Here is a 16,943-nt window from a genome sequence, read left to right on the forward strand (position 1 = left end):
GTCCTGCCTCGAGAGGCAGGACTCGAATCGGCGCGCTGCGCCGAACGCGATTACTTCACCGCATAGAAGCCGTATTCGCCGATGTTCCCACCGACGTCTTGAGTGAAGGTTCCGCCGATCAGCAGTTTTGCGCCGGGATCGGACAGATTGCCGGTCCAGGTCTGGAAGGTGTCGTTGGTCGCCGCAGTCACGCGTTGGAAGCTGATGCGGCCGCTTCCCGGACAATAGAAACCCTGGATTTTGTCGACCGGCGGGACGCCGACGTTCTGAATGAGGCCGGTGATCGCCTTGCACACGCCCGCTGCGGCCTGCGTCCGGATGGTGAGCGTCAGATGGCTCTGATTGGCGTATGTGTCCCACACGCCGACGACCGTCGGCGGCCAGGGCTGCGCCAGAGCGGATCCGGCTGCGAAAACGCCGGCGATGATCGACATGGAGATGATAGTCTTTTTCATGAGAATGCTCCTTTCGCAACACAGAGCCGGCTTCGGGCGAGCGCCTTCGATCCGTTCTGCGATCGCGAATATGAGCTTTGTCCCCACCTTCGTTTGTGCTGCAGCGCATAGCGAAAACTAGCAGCAGCGGAAGGCGCGCCCCCCTTCGCCAAATCGACTTGCCTGCCGCTCGCGGAAATAATCCTCGCGCGTCATCGCGGGCTCGCCCGGATGATTGGCGCGCCGATGCGCGGCATAGGCCTCGTAATCGCCCTGGCCGATCATCAGCTCGGCGCCGCGGCGCAGCTTCTTTGCGAGCCTCGCGAGATCAAGCCCGGACGGCGCGCAGATCCGGCACGTCATCGGTCGTCTCCCTCGTGGTGACTGTCTTCGTGCGCAGAGCGTCGCGGATCGCGACGAGGCCGAAGCCGAGCATCGACAAAACGAGTGCGATGAAAATCGCGCAGAGGGCGATGTTCACATAATCATTGAACATGATGCGGCTCATTTCGGCCGCCGTCTCGGCGGGCGCGAGCAGCCTGCCTTCGGCGGCTGCGGCGGAAAAGCGCGCCGCATGGGCGAAGAAGCCGATCTTGGCGTCGGGATGAAAAATCTTCTCGAGCCCCGCCGTCAGCGTGCAGACATAGAGCCAGGCCGCCGGCGCCGCGACGACGAAGGCGTAACGTTGCCGCTTCATGCGAAAGAGCACGACGGTGCAGAGCGTCAGCGCGATCGCCGCCAGCATTTGATTGGCGATGCCGAACAGCGGCCAGAGCGTGTTGATGCCGCCGAGAGGATCGACGACGCCGGCATGAAGGAACCAGCCCCAGCCGCCGACGGCGAGGGCCGTGGAGGCGAGATTGGGAATCCAGGCGCGCGTGTGACGGAAGCGCGGCGCGAAGGTTCCGACGAAATCCTGAATCATGAAGCGCGCGACGCGCGTTCCGGCGTCGACGGTGGTGAGAATGAACAGGGCCTCGAACAATATGGCGAAGTGGTACCAGAAGGCCATCATCGCCTGTCCGCCGATCGCGCTCGACAGGATCTTCGCCATGCCGACCGCGAGCGTCGGCGCGCCGCCGGTGCGCGAGAGCACGCTCTTCTCGCCGACATCCGCCGCCGCCTGCGTCAGCGCCTCGGGCGTGATCGCAAAGCCCCAGGAGGAGATCGCCTGCGCCGCCGAATCGGCGGAGGCGCCGATCACCGCGGGCGCGCTGTTCAGCGCGAAATAGACGCCGGGCTCGAGCACGCTCGCAGAGACGAGCGCCATGATGGCGACGAAGGATTCCATCAGCATGGCGCCATAGCCGATGAAGCGAATCTGCGTCTCGTCGCCGATCATCTTCGGCGTCGTGCCCGAGGAGACGAGCGCATGGAAACCGGAGACGGCGCCGCAGGCGATGGTGATGAACAGGAAGGGGAAGACGCTGCCGGCGAACACCGGCCCCTTACCGTCGATGAAGCGGCTGACCGCCGGCATCTTCAGCTCCGGCATCACGACGAAAATGCCGATGGCGAGCGAGGCGATGGTGCCGATCTTCAGGAAGGTGGAGAGATAGTCGCGGGGAGCGAGCAACAGCCAGACCGGCAGCACCGAGGCGACGAAGCCATAGGCGATGAGCATGAAGGCGAGCGCCTCGCCCTCGAAGGAGAACAGCGCGGCGAGCGCCGGCGTCTCCGCGACGGTTCGGCCATAGGCGATGCCGGCGATGAGAAGCATGAAGCCGATCGCCGACATTTCGAACACGCGCCCGGGGCGGATGTAGCGGCCATAGATTCCCATCGCCACGGCGGTGGGCAGAGTGGCGAAGACGGTGAAGGTCCCCCACGGGCTGTCGGCGAGCGCCTTGACGACGATCAGCGCCAGCACGGCGAGCAGGATCACCATGATGGTGAGAATGCCGACCATGGCGACGAGGCCCGGCAGCGGGCCCATCTCGGTCTTGATGAGATCGCCGAGCGAGCGGCCGTCGCGTCGCGTCGAGATGAACAGCACGACGAAATCCTGCACCGCGCCGGCGAAGACGACGCCGGTCAAGAGCCAGAGCGTGCCGGGCAGATAGCCCATTTGGGCGGCGAGCACCGGGCCGATCAGCGGCCCCGCTCCGGCGATGGCCGCGAAATGATGGCCGAACAGAACATATTTGTCGGTCGGAACGTAATCGAGCCCGTCGTTGCGCCGATGCGCCGGGGTCGGGCGGTTCGGATCGAGGCCGAGCGCGCGTTGCGCGATGAACAGCGAATAGAAGCGGAAGGCGACCAGATAGACGCAGATGGCGGCGGTGACGAGCCACATGGCGTTGACCGTCTCCCCACGCGCCGTCGCCAGGGTGAAGAGGGCGAAGACGCCGATGAGCGTGACGGCGCTCCAGAGCGCGATTTGAAGCGGGCTGCGGGCGGACGCGGAGAGTGATTCGGACATGGATCGCCTCGGTCGCGATGGATGAGCGCCGGCGACACAATCAGCTTTCCACAAAAATGCAAGAAGGGGCGCGCCCTTCTCCCGCCTGGGGACAAGGTGGCCTCGCGAAACGAGGTCGGATGGGGAACGACCCCAGCGCCAGTGATCTCGAACCTTCATGCGATTCCGAGCATCGCAGCGGCCCTCATCCGCCCCGGCTTCGCCGGGCCGCCTTGTCCCGCGAACGGACGCGCTCTATCTTGATTCCCTGCGCAGCGACGTATATAGATATCTTTATATCTGTCTCGGAAACGCCATGACCCAGTCTCCCCGCCTCCTCCCCCTGGAGCCCGCGCTCACCGCCCTCAATGCGGCGGGAGAAGAGACGCGGCTGCGGTTGCTCGGCCTCCTGGCCGAGACCGAGCTCACCGTCAGCGAGGCCGTCGCCATTCTCGGCCAGTCGCAGCCGCGCGTCTCGCGCCATTTGAAGCTTCTCGTCGAGGCCGGCCTCGTCGAGCGCCGCCGCGAGGGCGCCTGGGCCTTTTTCCGGCTCGCCCCAGCCGATGCGCAGGGCGAGATCGCCCGCAATGTCGTCTCCTGGCTCGATCCGCTCGATCCGATGCTCGCCGGCGATCGCGCCCGCCTCGCCGAGGTGCGGCAGGCGCGCGCCGACGCCGCCGCCCGTTACTTCGCGGAACATGCGGAAGAATGGGACGCCATTCGCTCGCTCCATGTGCCCGAGGCCCAGGTGGAGGCCGCCATGCGCGAGGCGGTGGGCGAGGAGCCGCTGCGCCGCCTGCTCGATCTCGGCGCCGGCGCCGGCCGCATGCTGGAGCTGTTCGCGCCGCAAGCCGAGCAGGCGATCGGCGTCGACCTCTCCTCCGCCATGCTCGCCGTCGCGCGCGGCCGGCTCGAGAAGGCCGGCGCGCGCAATGTGCAGCTGCGCCAGGGCGACATGTACGCCTTGCCGATCGAGCGCAACAGCTGCGATCTCGTGATCGTGCATCAAGTGCTGCATTATCTCGACGATCCCGGCCGCGCGCTGCGCGAGGCGGCGCGCGCGCTCGCGCCCGGCGGGCGTCTGCTGGTCGTGGATTTCGCGCCTCACCGAGAGGAGGCGCTGCGCGATCAGCACGCCCATCGCCGGCTCGGCTTTTCCCCACAGGAGATCAGCGCTCTGCTCGAACAGGCCGGGCTCGAGGTCTTGTCCCAAAAGGAGCTCGCTCCGCGCGCCGAGGACGGCGGCAAGCTCACCGTCTCCCTGTGGCTGGCGCGCGATCCGCGCGTCATCGCCGACCCCATTCCCAAAACGAGCTACGAGACCGCCTGATGCACGATGCGCGCACCTCCTGGCCTCCGGGTCATTTCGACATCTCCTACGAGTTCTTCCCGCCGAAGACCAAGGAGATGGAAGTCCAATTGTGGGAGTCGATCGCGCGTCTCGCGCCATTGAAGCCCAAATTCGTCTCCGTCACTTACGGCGCGGGCGGCTCCACGCGCGAGCGCACGCACAATATCGTCGCGCGCCTCGCCGCCGAGACCGATATTCTGCCCGCCGCGCATCTGACCTGCGTCTCCGCCTCGCGCGCCGAGATCGACGAGATCGTGCGCGGCTATTGGAACGCCGGCGTGCGCCATATCGTGGCGCTGCGCGGCGATCCGCCGACGGGCGTCGGCACGACATTCGAACCGCATCCGCGAGGCTATCGCAGCTCCACCGAGCTCGTGCGCGGCATTCGCGAGATCGGCGATTTCGAAATCTCCGTCTCGACCTATCCGGAAGGCCATCCCGAGAGCCGCAGCATCGACGATGATCTCGACGCGCTGGCCGCCAAGGTCGACGCCGGCGCGACGCGCGCCATCACGCAATTCTTCTTCGAGAACGACGTCTATTTCCGCTTTCTCGACAAGGCGCGCGCGCGGGGCCTGAAGATTCCGATCGTGCCCGGAATCATGCCCGTGCAGAACTTCAAGCAGACCGCCAATTTCGCGCGCAAGGCCGGCGCGAGCGTGCCCGGCTGGCTCGCCGACCGCTTCGAGGGGCTCGACGAAGATCCGGTGACGCGCCGGCTCATCGCGGCGGCCGTCGCCGCCGAGCAGGTGCTCGATCTCGCGGAAAACGGCGTGCGCGAATTCCATTTCTACACCAATAATCGCGCCGACCTCGTCTTCGCGATCTGTCATCTTCTGGGCGTGCGTCCCGTCACCGAGAAAGCCGCAGCATGAATTTCGACAAGAATCACGGACCGAAAATTCTCGCTGCGCTCGAGACGGCGGCGAGCGAGCGCATCCTCGTGCTCGACGGCGCCATGGGCACGATGATCCAGCGCCACAAATTCACGGAAGCCGATTTCCGCGGCGAGCGCTTCAAGGATCATCCCAAAGACCTGCGCGGCAACAATGATCTGCTGACTCTCACCCAGCCGCAGGCGATCGAGGCGATCCATCGCGCCTATCTCGAGGCCGGCGCCGACATCATCGAGACCAATACTTTCTCCTGCACCTCGATCGCGCAGGCCGATTACGGCCTCGAGCATATCGTCTACGAGCTCAATCTGGAGGGCGCGCGTCTCGCGCGCAAAGCCGCCGACGAAGTGGCGCGCGAAACCGGCGTTCCGCGTTTCGTCGCCGGCTCCATCGGCCCGACCAACCGCACGGCCTCGATCTCGCCGGACGTGTCCAACCCCGGCTTTCGCGCGGTCACTTTCGACGAGTTGCGCGACGCCTACCACGCGGCCACACTCGGATTGATCGAAGGCGGCGCCGATATTCTGCTCATCGAGACGATCTTCGACACGCTGAACGCCAAAGCGGCGATCTATGCGGTGGAGGACGCGTTCGAGACGGTCGGCACGCGCTTTCCGATCATGATCTCGGGCACGATCACCGATCTTTCCGGCCGCACGCTCTCCGGCCAGACGGCGGCGGCCTTCTGGAACTCGATCCAGCACGCGAAGCCGTTCTCGATCGGATTCAATTGCGCGCTCGGCGCGCGCGAGATGCGCCAGCACATCGCCGACGTCGCGCGCATCGCCGACACGCGCGTCTGCGCCTTTCCCAACGCCGGCCTGCCGAATGAATTCGGCCTCTATGACGAAAGCCCGGAATATATGGCCGAGCTGGTCGGCGAATTCGCCAAATCCGGCCTCGTCAATGTCGTCGGCGGCTGTTGCGGCACGACGCCGCCGCATATCGCCGCCATCGCCGACGCCGTGAAAGGCGTCGCGCCGCGCGCCATCCCCGAAATTGCGCCGCTGCTGCGCCTCGCCGGCCTCGAGCCCTTCGCGCTGACCAAGGACATTCCCTTCGTCAATGTCGGCGAGCGCACCAATGTCACCGGCTCGGCGAAGTTCCGCAAGCTCATCACCGCCGGCGATTACGCCGCGGCGCTGGATGTAGCGCGCGATCAGGTCGCGAACGGCGCGCAGGTGATCGACGTCAATATGGACGAGGGTCTGCTCGATTCGAAAAAGGCCATGGTCGACTTCTTGAACCTCGTCGCCGCGGAGCCGGATATCGCCCGTGTGCCGGTGATGGTCGATTCGTCGAAATTCGAGGTGATCGAAGCCGGCCTGCAATGTCTGCAGGGCAAGGGCGTCGTCAACTCCATCTCGCTGAAGGAAGGCGAGGAGAAATTCATCGAGGCGGCGACCAAGGTGCGACGCTATGGCGCCGCCGTCGTGGTGATGGCCTTCGACGAGGCGGGACAGGCCGACACTTTCGCCCGCAAGGTGGAGATTTCCGGCCGCGCCTACAAAATCCTCACGGAAGAGGTCGGCTTCCCGCCGCAGGACATCATCTTCGATCCCAACATCTTCGCCGTGGCGACGGGCATAGAGGAGCACGCCAATTACGGCGTCGATTTCATCGACGCGGCGCGCGCGATCAAGACCACCCTGCCTCATGCGCATGTATCGGGCGGCGTGTCGAATCTCTCTTTCTCCTTCCGCGGCAACGAGCCGGTGCGCGAGGCGATGCACTCCGTCTTTCTCTACCACGCCATCGCGGCGGGGATGGATATGGGCATCGTCAACGCCGGCCAGCTCGCGGTCTATGAGAAGATCGATCCCGAGCTGCGCGAAGCCTGCGAGGATGTGGTGCGCAATCGCCGGCCGGACGCGACCGAGCGCCTCGTCGAGATCGCCGAGCGCTTCAAGGGCGCGGGCGCGAAGACAGCGGAGAAGGACGCCGCCTGGCGCGAGGCGAGCGTCGAGAAGCGCCTCGAATATGCGCTGGTCAACGGCGTCGCCGATTACATCGAGCGGGATGTGGAGGAGGCGCGTCTTTCCAGCGCGCGTCCGCTCGATGTGATCGAAGGCCCGCTGATGGCCGGCATGAACGTCGTCGGCGATCTGTTCGGCCAGGGCAAGATGTTCCTGCCGCAGGTGGTGAAATCCGCGCGTGTGATGAAGCAGGCGGTCTCGCATCTCCTGCCTTACATGGAGGCGAACAAGGAACGACGCTCCAGCGCCGGGAAGATATTGCTGGCGACGGTGAAGGGGGACGTCCACGACATCGGCAAGAACATCGTCGGCGTCGTGCTCGGCTGCAACAACTTCGAGATCATCGATCTCGGCGTGATGGCGCCATGCGCGAAGATTCTCGAGACGGCAAAAGCGGAAAAGGTCGACATCATCGGCCTCTCGGGCCTCATCACGCCGTCGCTCGACGAAATGTGCTTCGTCGCCTCCGAGCTCGAACGCGAAGGTTTTTCCGTGCCACTGCTGATCGGCGGCGCGACGACGAGCCGCGTGCATACGGCCGTGAAGATCAGCCCCAATTACCTATCCGGCCAGGCCGTCTATGTGACCGACGCCTCGCGTGCGGTCGGCGTCGCGCAGGCGCTGGTGTCGGACGCTTCTCGCGCGGACTATGTCGCCAGGACGCGCGAGGAATATGAGAAGGTCGCCGAGGCGCATGCGCGCGCCCAGGCCGAGAAGCAGCGCGTATCGCTCACCGCCGCGCGCGCCAATGCGCTGAAGATCGATTGGAGCGCCTATGAGCCGCCGAAGCCGAACTTCCTCGGCGCGCGCGTCTTCGCCTCTTATGACGTCGCCGAGCTCGCGTCCTATATCGATTGGACGCCTTTCTTCCAGACCTGGGAGTTCAAAGGCCGCTATCCCGCTCTGCTCGACGATCCCGAGCGCGGCGCCGCGGCGCGGCAGCTTCTCGACGATGCGCAGGCGATGCTGGCGCGCATCGTCGAGGAGCGCTGGTTCAATCCCAAGGCCGTGATCGGCTTCTGGCCAGCCAATGCGATCGGCGACGACATCGCGCTCTATACCGGCGAAGGCCGCGTCGAACGACTCGCGACGCTGCACACATTGCGTCAGCAGCTCGCCCGCCGCGACGGCAGACCGAATGTCGCGCTCGCCGATTTCATCGCGCCCGAGGGCTGCGGAAAGGGCGATTATATCGGCGCCTTCGTCGTCACCGCCGGCGCGCAGGAGGCGAAGATCTCCGAACGCTTCGCGCGCGCCAACGACGACTATGGCGCGATCATGGTGAAGGCGCTGGCCGATCGCTTGGCGGAAGCCTTCGCCGAGCGCATGCACGAGCGCGTGCGTCGCGAATTCTGGGGCTATGCGGCGAACGAGACGCTCTCGGCCGAGCAGATCGTCGCGGAGGATTATCGCGGCATTCGCCCGGCGCCGGGCTATCCGGCGCAGCCCGACCACACCGAGAAGGCGACGATCTTCCGTCTGCTCGAAGCCGAGAAGCGCACGGGCGTCGCGCTCACGGAGAGCTATGCGATGACGCCCGCGTCATCGGTCAGCGGGCTCTATTTCGCGCATCCGCAGGCGCATTATTTCGGCGTCGCCAAGGTGGAGCGCGATCAGGCCGAGGATTACGCCGCCCGCAAGGGCGTCGCCGTCGCCGAGATCGAGCGCTGGCTGCGGCCGGTGCTGAACTACGAGCCGGCGGCGCGAAAAGAAGCGGTCGAGCCGGCGCAGTGACGCCGGCTCGCAGATCTTCGGTTCGCAAACCGCTCGTGAAAGCGCTCTAAATCGCGCCCGGGTCGAACGCGTCGCAATCGGCGGCGGGTGACGGCGCTCGCTTCGCTTCGTCGAGCCCTTCGGTGAAGCAGGCTTTGACGCGGATCGGGCCGCCGGGAGGCGGCGGAGCCTTCAGACCGTAGAGCAGCTTATGCGCGATTTGCGCCTGCTTCTGGCTGCTCGCGCGCGCAATCTTCACCTCGTCGACTCGGCCGGCGCCGTCCACATGAAGAATGGCGATCACGCCATGCGGAGTAAGGGCCTTCGTCTTGCGCTTCTCCATCGCGCGGAACATGATGTGGAGATAGTCGACCTGCACGCGGCGCCGGCTTTCGTCTGTGAACCGGAATTCCTGCCGCGCCTCGAAGGAGCCGCCGGGCGGCGGCGGCGTATGGATGGCGGCCATGATCGCCTGCACGAGCGGCTCGACCTGTCGTCGATTGGTCGACGATTCCAGCTTGTAATCGACGACGCGCCCGGAGGCGCCGATTGTGAAGACGACTTCGGCCGAATCCGTGAGGATGTCTACCTTTCTCGGCGTATGGCGTCTGATTTCGGCCGTGAGCAGGCGAACATAGTCGGCCTTGGACAGGTCAGGTCAGCCGCCTGCTCGCCCGCTTCCCGCGCCGACGGCGGCAGATTCGTTTGGGAGCGTCTTTCCTTTGCGGGCGCGGGACCGCCGATCACAAGGGCGGTCATCGTCGCATTTGGTCTATCTCGAAATGGTCGGCGTAGCGGCTGGGATTGCGGCATCTCGCGCAGATCATCGGACCGACATCCGGCGTCGTTTCGTGATCCGAAAATGCGCTCTTTGAAAAGCAGGTCACGGGAAAACGAAGACATGCATCAGACGGACCGCGCCGCCGGGCAGCGGTGGGACCTTCAGTCCGCCGAGGACGTTCCGGACCGTCTCAGCGTGCTCGCGGCTGCTCGCTCGTCACATCGTCGACGCGACCGGAGGCGTTCAAGTGGAAACTCGCCGTCACGACGCCCGGAGCGAAGTTTTTCAGCATGCGCTGATCGATCGCTTTTTGGAGAATGCGAGTATATTTGTCGGGCACCTGGAGGAAGTGGAACATCTGCGTCGCCGAGAACGAGCCGCCTGGCGGCGGCGGCGTTTTGACGGTGGCCAGGATGCCACAGGCCTCCAATTCGAGCCGGGGATGGGTCGACGACCGAACCTCGCATGAAACGACACGACCAGAGGCTCCGACGACAAACGCCACTTCGATCCAGCCGCCTGGGCCAATATGGACGGCAGGCGTATGGCGCCTGACCTCGAAGGCGAGCAGCCGGGCATAAGCCCCACCACGGTCGGGCGTGCTCTCGCCCGTCTCGCCGCCGCCGCCATTGTTTCGCCTCGCAACGACGGTCGCGCCCGCGGTCCGCGTCGCGGTTCCGGCGGCGGCTTCAAAGGCCGGAGCCGGCCCCATGAACAGCGCGATTACGATCACAGCATATTGAAAGCGTCTCATTCCGAACTCCGACGCAGATGAAATGCAACACGTAAAACAAGCGTTGACCGCTCGACCCGTGGCGCGCCAGTCTGGGCGCGAGGCCAAAGGAGATGACGTCGGCCCCTTTCGCGCTCAGTGGAAATTGAACGTCTGCGACCCCTCGAACGACCCCGCCGGCGGCGGCGGGCCTTGCAGGCCGGAGAGGATTTTGCGCACCAGCTCCGCATGCTTGGCGCTGCTCGAGCGCGCGATCGTCACCTTGTCGACGCGGCCGGTGGCGTCGATGTGGAAATTAGCGGTCGCCGAGCCGGGGCCCGACGTGTTGGTCATGGGCGTGCGCTTGGCGATCTCGCTGTAGAGCAGGCCGAGAAACTTGCTCTGCGACAGGCCGGAAGGGGCCGGCGCGGCGATCGGTTTCGTCTCGCCGGCCTTGTCTTCCACCGCGGCGGCATTGCCGCATATCAATAGGAGCCCACACAGAAGGGCGAGAGTGACGCGTTTCATCATCTGTCCGAAAAGCTGGTCCGGCGCGGCGCCCGGCTCCCGCCGGGGGCCGCGCCGCATGCTGTCAATGGAAGTTGAATTCCTGCACCGCGGAGAAGGAGCCGCCGGGCGGCGGCGGCGTGTGGACCGCGGCGAGGATCTGGCCGACCACCGGCTCCAGCGCAGGATTGGACGAGGACTGCACCTTGTGGGAGACGACGCGGCCGGAAGCGCCGACCTTGAAGGCCACATGGATCGAGCCGGTCTGAGCGTTGGCGCTCGGCGTATGGCGCTTGATCTCGGCCCCGAGCAATTTGACGTAGTCCATTTTGGACAGGCCAAGCTTCTGCTCGCTCGTCTTCCTGTCCGTCTTGGCCTTGGACTTGTCCTTCTCCTTGTCTGCGGCGGCGTGGCTCTTCGGCTTTTTCTTGGCGGGCTTCTCCGCCGCGCCATGGCCGACTATAGCGGGAGCGGCGTCAGGCGCCGACGCCGCTGCATCGCCCTCGACCGCGAGAACGGGGCCGCCGATCATCAGGGCGGCAAACATCACAGCAAGCTGTTTCATCTCGGCAGTTCTCCGCAGTTTTTAGTTTCCATGAAAGTGGAAGGTCTGAGCGAAGGATGTGCCGCCGCCGGGCGGCGGCGGAGCATGCACAGAGCCGAGAATCTGCCGCGCCAGCGCGGCATGGGCCGGCGACGACGAACTCGACACCGAGACTCGCGTGATGCCGCCGCCGGCGGTCACATAGAAGGAGCATTGGGCCGTGCCCTCGCCGAGGGCGGAAACGGAAGGCGTGTGCCGGAGAATCGCTGCCCTCAGCAGCGCGTTATAGGCGGCCTTCGACATTCCCTCGGCTTGCGACTGCCCCTCCGGCGCGCCCATGCGCCGCGCCGCCTTGGCCTCGCGCTTCTTGTCGTGGTCGACCTCGCGCTTGCGCTCGACGACCTTCTTTTTCTTCTGCTCGACGATCTCTTTCTGCTGCGGCAGGGTCGGCGCGTCGAGCGACATCACCTGCGGCGGCGGAATGGCGAGGTCGGGCTGCTCGATCTCCTCGGGCGGGAGGGGCTCCTCCTCCGCCGCTGTGACCTCTTGCGTGTCGATGAACTCGCCCTGAGGCACCAGCTCCATGCTGATCGAGTCGAGGCTCAAGATCGCCGGCACGGAGAGCTTCAGCAGCAGATAGGCGACGCCCGCATGAGCGGCGACGACTCCGGCGATGCTCGCTGCGCGCAGCCACGGCGGCTTGACGCGCGGCGGAGCGTTGTCGCCGCCCACTCCGCTCGCGACGGACGAATAAGCGATGTCGGTCATTTCGCCGCTCCTCCCGCCGCCGCCGGGGCCGCGCCCATGGCCGGAGCCGGGGCGGAAGCGGGCGCTGCCGCCGCAGGGACCTTGCTGCGCGAATCGGTCAGGATCGCGAGATGCGTGATGCCGTTCATTGCCAGCCGATCCATCACCGCGATCACCTCGCCGTAATTGGCCTCCTTGTCGCCGCGCAGATGCACGACCCGGCCGAGATCGTCGCCCATGGCCGCGCGCACGAGATCGACCAGCGCCTCGGGCGCGACTTCCTCGGAGCCGAGCGCGACCTTGCCGTCCTTGGACACGACGATAACGATCGGCTCCTTGGGATTGAGCGGCTGCGCGGCTTTCGATTGGGGCAGATTGACTTTCATGCCCTTGGCGAGCAGCGGCGCGGTCACCATGAAGATGATGAGCAGCACCAGCATGACGTCGACGAGCGGCGTCACATTGATGTCGGCGAGCGGCTGATAGAGGCTGTCGCCGTTCTTGAAGCGCGTCGGAAGTCCGGCCATCACGCCGCCTCCCGGCGCCGCGTGGGCGCCATATGGCCGCTGGTGATGGCGAGCGCCCTGTCCTCGACATAATGCGCCACCTGCTGGCCGGCGCGGGCGAAAGCCGCGCCGATGCGATTATAGCCGACCGAGGCCGGAATGGCCGCGGCGAGACCATAGGCGGTGGCGGCGAGCGCCTCGGCGATGCCGGGCGCGACCACCGCGAGGCTCGTGTCCTGCGACTGGGCGATGCCGGCGAAGCTGGTCATGATGCCCCACACCGTGCCGAACAGGCCGACGAAGGGCGCGACCGAGGAAATCACGGCCAGATTGGGCAGGCCGCCCTCCGCATTGGTCAGCAGCTCGCGGCCCGCGCGGCTCATGATCTCGGCGATGCGCTCGCGCTTCTCGCCGACCGATTCGCCGGGAAGGTCGAAGGAGCCGGCATGCTCGCCCGCCGCCTCGATCGGCGCCAGCAGGCCGGGCGGTCCGCCGGCGCGAGCGGCGCGCGCCGCCCGGGAGATGCGCACGACGGCGACGATCCCCTCGACGATGAGGACCCAGGTCCATACGGAGGCCAGAATGAGCATCGCCATGACCGCCTTGCCCACAGGCCCGGCGTTCATGAACATCGTTACGGGTGAAATCGAAGAATATTCCATGAGACGCACTCGTGCTCGGGGTTTCCCGACCGCGCGGCCAGGCCGGCGATCTGCAGATTGATTTTCTCGATTGTCGCCTTGTCGTCCGATCGCCAGCGCCCTTCCGACGAGGGAATCGGGGCGCGATCCGAATTCATTTTCGCCTCCGCGCTCTACGCGCGAAGCGTCCGTCAGGCGTGCGGCGCGACGGCCGGCGGCGCTCTTGCGCCGTTGACGGCGTGACGCAGCGCGAAACGCGGAAGCGATATCGGCGATGAGAGATAGATGGCGGGCGTCGCCGGCTCGCGCCGCATCATCAGCGCGAAACGTTCCGGCAGCACCGCCGAGCCGGCGTGCGCTGTGAGACAGCACGGGCAGGAAATCGGCTTCTTGGCGCCGCTCTTGTTCGGCGCCGCGTCTTCCGTGGAAGTCGGCTGCGCGCTGCGATCGTGACACAGGAAGGCGACGGCCTGCGCGGCTCCGCGAAGGCCCGCGCGAGCCGACGCATGAGGCGCAGCGGCGACGAAAAGACCATAGAGCAGCGCGCAAGCGGCGACGATCGCGAGAAACGCGCGCATTCCTGCTCTGTGGCCTCCACCCTGTGACATAAATGTCTCTTAACGGATTTTTTAACTTCTGACAATCTGCGGGGTCTTGGATTTGACCGCCGCCGCGCTCAAATTGCGGCCGTCGTTTCGACACGGTTAACGGCGCACCCTGCAATGGCGCTCACGTATCTCGCCCGGCTCCTGTTCGGCCTCGCCCTGCTGGCGCAGTTCGCCATGGGCGCTTCAGCGCCTGCGGCGCACGGCGGCGCGCGACTGTGCTTCGTCACGCACCGCGAGGCGCTCTCCGAGACTTACGCCGGCAATCCGTCCGAGCAGCCGCGGCAACGCGAGACGGACCACCGACACGGCGCCTGCTCCTTCTGTCTGTTCGGCTCGGACGATCCGCCAGTCTATCCTCGACTGCCGTCTCTCGAGACGTTCGCCGGCGCCGCCGGCCGGCGGCTCTCCTTCGTGTATGCCGAAGGATTGGCGTTCTTCCACGTCGATCGCAACGCGTCGGCGCGCGCGCCGCCCTCTTTCTCCTGACCTGCTGAAGTCTCACGTCGCGGCGCCGCCGGCGCCTGCGTTTCGGCATGCGCCCCCACGCGGGCGCCGGGAAGGGTTCTGTTCAATGCACCGTCATCATCTGCTGCGCGGCGTCTCCGCTGGCGCGCTCGTCGTCTGCGCGTCCGTCATCGCGCCCGCTTTCGCCCAAGAATCGCTGCCGACCATCGAAATCGCCGCCGCGCAATCGGCCGGCGCGCGCCGGCCGGCCCCCGCCTCGACCTGGTCGCCGACCCTCTCCGACGGGAGGCCGGCCTTCGCCGAGAAATTCAAGCTCCCCAACACCGTCGCGAGCGTCACGCGCAAGGACATAGACGAAAAAATCAACGTTATCGACACCGAGGACGTGGTCAAATATCTGCCGAGCCTGTTCGTGCGCAAACGCAACAACGGCGACACGCAGGCCGTGCTGCAGACGCGCACCTGGGGCGTCGGCTCCAGCGCCCGCAGCCTCGTCTACGCCGACGATCTGCTGCTCACCGCGCTCATCGGCAACGACAACACGATCGGCGCGCCGCGCTGGGGCCTCGTCGCGCCGGAGGAGATCGAGCGCGTCGACATGCTCTACGGCCCGTTCTCGGCGCAATATCCGGGCAATTCGCTCGGCGGCGTGCTGCAGATCACGACGCGCATGCCCGACAAGCTGGAAGTGACCGCCAAGCAGACCGTTTCGCTGCAGGATTTCTCGCTCTACGGCACGAGCAAGCTGTTCCACACGGAGGTGACGAGCGCCTCGGTCGGCGACAAGGTCGGCGATTTCTCCTGGTTCGTCGCCGCCAATTACGCCCATGGAACCACCGAGCCGCTCACTTATGCGACGACCGGCTCCGCGGTCATGTATCCCGGCGCCTATTGGGCGACGAACAAATTCGGCGCGCCCAATACGGTGGTGGGCTCCACCGGCAATCTCGAGAACGATCAGATCAACGCCAAATTGAAGCTCGCCTATGATTTCTCGCCGACCATCCGCGCGACCTACACGCTCGGCTTCTGGTCGAACGACGGAACCTCGATCCCGGAGAATTATCTCGCACCGGGAACGGAAAACTTCTCGGTCACGCCGCCCCTGTCGGGCTCGACTCTGCAGAGCTTCGGCTCCGGCTATTACCGGGTCCAGGAGAAGATGCTGACCAATGCGCTGGCGGTGAAATCCAACAGCGGCGGGCTGTTCGACTTCGAGATCTCGGCCGCGCATTTCACCTATCTGCAATCGGACCAGCGCAGCCCCTGGTCGGCGGTGGCGATGGGGGGCTTCACGCAGGCCGGCAGGGACGTGCGCTATGACGGGACCTATTGGACCCTGCTCGACATCAAGGGAATCCTGCGGCCGGAAGGGTTTCTTTCGGGTCACGACATCAGCTTCGGCCTCCACGGCGATCACTTCCATCTCAATAATCCGACCTATCTGACGTCCAATTGGACGGCCGGCGCGGCTTCGGCCTATCCCGGCGTCGCTCTCTCGGTCGGCAACGGAACGACGCGGACGCAGGCGCTCTGGGCCCAGGACTCCTGGAAATTCCATCCGGATTTCAAATTCACGGTCGGCGGGCGCTGGGAGCATTGGCAGGCGTCGGACGGCTATAATCAGTCGCTGCCGACCAGCACGATCAATGGGACGGCGACGACGATCACGCCCGGCAATCCGGCGTCGCTGCTGCCGATCTACCAGCCCAATCTCTATCACACGCGCTTCTCGCCCAAGGGCTCTCTGCAATGGACCCCGGACGCGGATTGGACGCTCACCGGCTCGATCGGCCTCGCCAATCGCTTCCCGACGGCGAAGGAGCTCTATAATCTGTCGACGATCTCCTCGACCGGCCTCAATGTGAATCCCAATCCGAACCTGCTGCCGGAGGTCGCGCTGTCGAGCGAGATCGCCATCGACCGCAAGATCGGCGAGGACGGCAATGTGCGCGTCTCCTTCTTCAACGAGGAGGTGCGCGACGCGATCATCTCGCAGAGCACCTATATCGCCGGGACCAACATTCTCGCTTCGGCGAACTCCAATGTCGACAAGATCCGCAACCGCGGCGTCGAGCTCGCCTTCCGCAAGGACAATGTTCTGCTGAAAGGACTGGAGTTCTCGGGAAGCCTCACCTATCTCGACGCGCGCGTTCTGGCGGACAGCAGATGGGTTCCTTCCGCCGCCTATCCGTGGAATGTGTCGGTCGCCGGCAAGAATGTTCCGAACGTCCCCGACTGGCGCTGGACGCTCGCCGCCACCTATCGGCCGGACGAGCATTGGGCGCTGACCGCAGCGGCGCGCTTTCAGGGCCGCATGTGGACGACGCTCGACAACAATGACCTCGCCCATGGCGTCTATCAGAGCTTCGACCGCTTCTTCGTCGTCGACACCAAGATCTCGTATAAGTGGAACAAGCATCTCTCCTTCACCTTCGGCATAGACAACATCAACAACTACCGATATTTCCTGTTCCATCCCTTCCCCCAGCGGACCTTCGTCTTCTCGGGCAAATACGAGTTCGGTCACACTCGTGGCGAGCGCGGCATCTTCTTCGAAGGCGACGAGCCGGGGCTGTTCGACGCGTTCCGCACGGCGTTCGCGCGCTGAGCGCGACGCTCGCAGCCCGGAGCCGATACGCGCTCCGGGCTGCTTCGCTT

Annotated in this window: 16 protein-coding genes; 5 read left to right on the plus strand and 11 right to left on the minus strand. The window is 65.5% G+C overall.

Going from position 1 to position 16,943, the window contains the following annotated elements; translation table 11 throughout:
* Positions 1-50: 50 nt before the first annotated feature.
* From AC6IW9_RS21235 to AC6IW9_RS21245, 3 genes are all read right to left on the minus strand, one after another.
* Positions 51-455, minus strand: coding sequence for a hypothetical protein (locus AC6IW9_RS21235; protein WP_497767061.1), 405 nt, complete (start codon positions 453-455; stop codon positions 51-53).
* Positions 456-572: 117 nt separating this feature from the next.
* Entirely contained in the window at positions 573-797 is a 225-nt protein-coding gene (locus AC6IW9_RS21240; RefSeq protein ID WP_497767064.1) for a YbdD/YjiX family protein, read from the minus strand.
* On the minus strand, positions 763-2,856 hold the full coding sequence (locus tag AC6IW9_RS21245) for a carbon starvation CstA family protein (protein ID WP_497767066.1): 2,094 nt from the start codon (positions 2,854-2,856) through the stop codon (positions 763-765). The genes AC6IW9_RS21240 and AC6IW9_RS21245 overlap by 35 nt, the downstream gene beginning before the upstream one ends.
* Positions 2,857-3,151: 295 nt before the next feature.
* Here AC6IW9_RS21245 and AC6IW9_RS21250 point away from each other — a divergent pair, with 295 nt between their 5' ends.
* Genes AC6IW9_RS21250 through metH form a run of 3 tightly spaced genes read left to right on the plus strand, consistent with a single transcriptional unit; the run spans position 3,152 to position 8,792 of the window.
* Complete coding sequence (locus AC6IW9_RS21250) at positions 3,152-4,165, plus strand: ArsR/SmtB family transcription factor (protein ID WP_497767068.1); 1,014 nt, start codon at positions 3,152-3,154, stop codon at positions 4,163-4,165.
* Positions 4,165-5,061 (plus strand): methylenetetrahydrofolate reductase [NAD(P)H], encoded by an 897-nt coding sequence (gene metF, locus AC6IW9_RS21255; RefSeq protein WP_497767071.1) that lies wholly within the window; start codon positions 4,165-4,167, stop codon positions 5,059-5,061. Before AC6IW9_RS21250 ends, metF begins: the two co-directional genes overlap by 1 nt.
* Positions 5,058-8,792 carry a methionine synthase gene (gene metH / locus AC6IW9_RS21260; RefSeq protein ID WP_497767074.1) on the plus strand — a complete coding sequence of 1,245 codons (3,735 nt, stop codon included), beginning with the start codon at positions 5,058-5,060 and terminating at the stop codon, positions 8,790-8,792. Before metF ends, metH begins: the two co-directional genes overlap by 4 nt.
* A 46-nt stretch (positions 8,793-8,838) precedes the next feature.
* Here the strand turns inward: metH and AC6IW9_RS21265 are convergent, their stop codons facing one another.
* The 8 genes from AC6IW9_RS21265 to AC6IW9_RS21300 form a co-directional block, all read right to left on the minus strand.
* Positions 8,839-9,423 (minus strand): TonB C-terminal domain-containing protein, encoded by a 585-nt coding sequence (locus tag AC6IW9_RS21265; RefSeq protein ID WP_497772576.1) that lies wholly within the window; start codon positions 9,421-9,423, stop codon positions 8,839-8,841.
* 319 nt (positions 9,424-9,742) lie between these two features.
* Positions 9,743-10,264, minus strand: a complete 522-nt coding sequence (locus tag AC6IW9_RS21270) for a hypothetical protein (RefSeq protein ID WP_497767077.1) — start codon at positions 10,262-10,264, stop codon at positions 9,743-9,745.
* Positions 10,265-10,420: 156 nt separating this feature from the next.
* Positions 10,421-10,792, minus strand: coding sequence for an energy transducer TonB (locus AC6IW9_RS21275; RefSeq protein WP_497767080.1), 372 nt, complete (start codon positions 10,790-10,792; stop codon positions 10,421-10,423).
* A gap of 64 nt (positions 10,793-10,856) precedes the next feature.
* Positions 10,857-11,336, minus strand: coding sequence for an energy transducer TonB (locus AC6IW9_RS21280; RefSeq protein WP_497767082.1), 480 nt, complete (start codon positions 11,334-11,336; stop codon positions 10,857-10,859).
* A 21-nt stretch (positions 11,337-11,357) separates the two neighbouring features.
* A complete protein-coding gene (locus tag AC6IW9_RS21285) occupies positions 11,358-12,083 on the minus strand; it encodes a hypothetical protein (RefSeq protein WP_497767085.1) in 726 nt (241 codons plus the stop codon).
* On the minus strand, positions 12,080-12,589 hold the full coding sequence (locus AC6IW9_RS21290) for an ExbD/TolR family protein (RefSeq protein ID WP_497767087.1): 510 nt from the start codon (positions 12,587-12,589) through the stop codon (positions 12,080-12,082). The genes AC6IW9_RS21285 and AC6IW9_RS21290 overlap by 4 nt, the downstream gene beginning before the upstream one ends.
* Entirely contained in the window at positions 12,589-13,230 is a 642-nt protein-coding gene (locus tag AC6IW9_RS21295; protein ID WP_497767090.1) for a MotA/TolQ/ExbB proton channel family protein, read from the minus strand. The genes AC6IW9_RS21290 and AC6IW9_RS21295 overlap by 1 nt, the downstream gene beginning before the upstream one ends.
* A 170-nt stretch (positions 13,231-13,400) precedes the next feature.
* Positions 13,401-13,787: a DUF2946 family protein gene (locus AC6IW9_RS21300; protein ID WP_497767092.1), complete on the minus strand. Its 387-nt coding sequence runs from the start codon at positions 13,785-13,787 to the stop codon at positions 13,401-13,403.
* Positions 13,788-13,931: 144 nt separating this feature from the next.
* On the opposite strand from AC6IW9_RS21300, the gene AC6IW9_RS21305 reads away from it, so the two are divergent.
* Complete coding sequence (locus tag AC6IW9_RS21305; RefSeq protein WP_497767094.1) at positions 13,932-14,303, plus strand: DUF2946 family protein; 372 nt, start codon at positions 13,932-13,934, stop codon at positions 14,301-14,303.
* A gap of 85 nt (positions 14,304-14,388) precedes the next feature.
* On the plus strand, positions 14,389-16,893 hold the full coding sequence (locus AC6IW9_RS21310) for a TonB-dependent receptor (RefSeq protein ID WP_497767096.1): 2,505 nt from the start codon (positions 14,389-14,391) through the stop codon (positions 16,891-16,893).
* Positions 16,894-16,943 lie beyond the last annotated feature (50 nt).

The organism is Methylosinus sp. shoA, assembly GCF_059718125.1.